4 protein-coding genes are annotated in these 2,562 nt (G+C 63.3%); all 4 read right to left on the reverse strand.

What is annotated here, in order from left to right:
* Nucleotides 1-19: 19 nt before the first annotated feature.
* Nucleotides 20-577, reverse strand: coding sequence for a hypothetical protein (locus tag JOZ79_RS05655; RefSeq protein WP_294071783.1), 558 nt, complete (start codon nucleotides 575-577; stop codon nucleotides 20-22).
* Between the two features lie 24 nt (nucleotides 578-601).
* Nucleotides 602-736 (reverse strand): hypothetical protein, encoded by a 135-nt coding sequence (locus tag JOZ79_RS05660; RefSeq protein WP_294071785.1) that lies wholly within the window; start codon nucleotides 734-736, stop codon nucleotides 602-604.
* A complete protein-coding gene (locus JOZ79_RS05665; RefSeq protein WP_294071787.1) occupies nucleotides 733-1,215 on the reverse strand; it encodes a hypothetical protein in 483 nt (160 codons plus the stop codon). The genes JOZ79_RS05660 and JOZ79_RS05665 overlap by 4 nt, the downstream gene beginning before the upstream one ends.
* A 42-nt stretch (nucleotides 1,216-1,257) precedes the next feature.
* A partial coding sequence (locus tag JOZ79_RS05670; protein ID WP_294071790.1) for a hypothetical protein occupies nucleotides 1,258-2,562 on the reverse strand: 1,305 nt, incomplete at its 5' end.

Below are 2,562 nucleotides of genomic sequence, written 5' to 3' on the forward strand. Positions count from 1 at the left end.
GTCGATCACGGTCGGCATGTCAGCTCTCCACCACGCTCTCGATGCGGTTCAGCATCGTGCCGCTGTCGACGAGCGGCTTCGCACCAGTCGCTGTCAGCCCCTTCGGCTGCTCGCCACGCGCTACGCGAGCGCGCCCCTCCTGGACCATTGCGAACGTCACAGGCTCGTCGCGCTTGCCGATGCGCATGGAACGCAGCATCAGCGTCACGGGACTGAGCGGGGGCGAGTCCATCAAGGTAATCTCGGTCCGGAGTTCGCCGGCGATGATGCCGCCCATATCCTCGAGCGCGGCGGTCGCATCCATGTCGCGGGCTTTCAGGCAGCCCGCGAGCTGCGCGGGCCAGGACGCCTGGTTCTTGCTGATCATCGTGCTGAAGAAGGGCCGGGGCGGTATTCCAACAGCCGGGGCGCCGAAGTTGTTGATTGCTGCGACCATCGCCGTGGGAGTGCCATCCGGCTCCTTCGCGTCTTCCATAAAGCCGACCTTCAGCACGGCCGGGCGCGAAATCTTGCGTTCCATGTCCCGCAGGAATGCCTCCAGCTTTCCACCGCCTTTCATCGCGCCCATGGCGATCATCTTCCCATCAAGCGAAGATCGCGCTCAGCTGTTCGCCGCAGCTTCATTGGCGATCCTCTGGTTGTGCGCGTTGACGACCGCGATCTCGAGGAGGTTGTGGAGGTCCTCGGTGCCGTAGATCGTGCTCAGCTCATGCAGCGTGGCGAGGTGCGAGGTCACGACGGCGCCAATCCCGGATGGGATGTTGGGGTAAGCCTCGTATCGATGAACTTCTTGAGCGCCGCCCCCAGCTTCGAAAGCTCGGCGGCGATGGAAAAACCCAGGTGGAGGCTAGCAACCTCCGCGCGCAGCATGACGCGGGTGGCGACTTCCTCGATGTCGTCTTCGATCAGCGGTCGGACGATGCTCGGCCGCGATGGATCGGGCACATACTGGATGCACGTGAACATCTCCGCCAATAGCGGCTCGGCTTCGGCCCAAGGAATTGACGCCAGGGCGCGGATGCCGAGCGCCGCGACGCCTGCCATGCCTGCGGAGGTGACATTATCCGGAAGGTCTGGATTGCTCTTGCCGATTGCGAATAGCGCCCGGGACGCCCAGTCCTCTGCCTGGGTAGCTGGCATCTCGGTAAGTTGATAGGCTCGTCCCTTATCGCGGCCTTCCGACTGTATCGTGACTATCTTCGTCTTTCGCGCCATGAGAATGCGTCTCCAGTCTGAGGGTTTACGATACCCCTGAACCTAGATCAGCTCAAGCATTTCGGGGTTGATCACCATTGGCTGCCAGGTGTCTGCGAACACTATCATAACACTGTCCGCCATGTTCGGCGATTTCGCTCCGTCCGGCATTTTGTCGATAACGACCTTGCCCACAGCGTTGATTGAGTAAGTCGGCTGGGAGAGCTCTCCGCTGAGCTGCGCGAGCGCACCGCATCCCGATGCAATCGAGATGATGTCGTCGGGCTCGAACTCGGCGCCGGAGGTGACGGCGCGGAAGGTCGTCTGGAAGCGACGGCGCAGGTTGAACCAGCCCTGCGCCTTCCGGTTCGCGAAGAAGTCCTTGTTCTTGCGGCCTTTCACGTCCTCGCTCTCCGGCCGCCAGACGGCTTCGGAGCCGCGGAAGGGCAGAACGCTGATTTCGCGCTGCTTGGTGCTCTGGCGCTGCTCATTGACGATGCGGGCGTCGCCGCGCACGCCGGCACCAAGGCCATCGGAGTCGAACTTGAACTCCGGCAGATCGTGCTCGTCTGAGAGGTGGAAGGCGCGCTGAACGGTGCTGAAGATGTCACCGCCTTTGCCCGACCACTCCTCGACATGCTCCACGAGGCAGCCGCGGGCGATCGCAAAAGCGTTTTTGTCCTTGCCCTCGTCGGCAACGTCCAAGGCGCCGCGGCGGGCGCCGGTCGGTTCGACGCCGAGCTTCACATGAGCGTCGACAGCCGCCTGCACCCATGCCGAGGGGATCAGGATGCCTTCGACCGAGGCGGTGTAATCGATATCGATTTCCTGGGCGACGGTGACAGGATCGAGCTCCGCCACCTGCTTGGCATACCAGGCTTCGTCCTTCCTCGGATCGTCACGCCAGTGGAAGCGGAAGGTCCTGATCTGGCCGCCGTGCACCTTCTGCGCGAACGGGTTGGCCATGCCGTTCGGCGTCGAAATGTCCTGCCGGCAGTTCGTCGTCTGGGAGAGCGAGGCGTCGACGAGCTGCGGGCGTTCGAGGAAGGCGGCTTCGTCGACGAAATAGATGCTGGCGCGATCGCCGCGGCCGATATTGTCGCCAGCCTCGCCGGTGATCGTGCTGCCCGTCTCCGGGAAGTGAAGGCGCAGATAGGTCCCATGCAGGCGCGCGTCCCAGCCGCCGCGAAACATGCGGGGCAGCTCGCCCATGAACAGGCGGCCCTTGTAGAAGATCGACTTCGGATCGCCGATCTTGTCGACATATTCGACCTTGCGACTGCCGAAGCCGATGGCGAGCCCCTCGTGGAAGAGGCACAAGGTGCAGCTGAGCGCGATCGCGAGCCAGGTGACGCCGCTGTCGCGCGA

It is taken from the genome of Sphingomonas sp., assembly GCF_019242355.1.
Lineage (GTDB): Bacteria > Pseudomonadota > Alphaproteobacteria > Sphingomonadales > Sphingomonadaceae > Sphingomicrobium.

Coding starts and splice junctions, on each gene's coding strand:
- JOZ79_RS05655 (WP_294071783.1), bottom strand. CDS start 577: ATGATCGCCATGGGCGCGATGAAAGGCGGTGGAAAGCTGGAGGCATTC.
- JOZ79_RS05665 (WP_294071787.1), bottom strand. CDS start 1,215: ATGGCGCGAAAGACGAAGATAGTCACGATACAGTCGGAAGGCCGCGAT.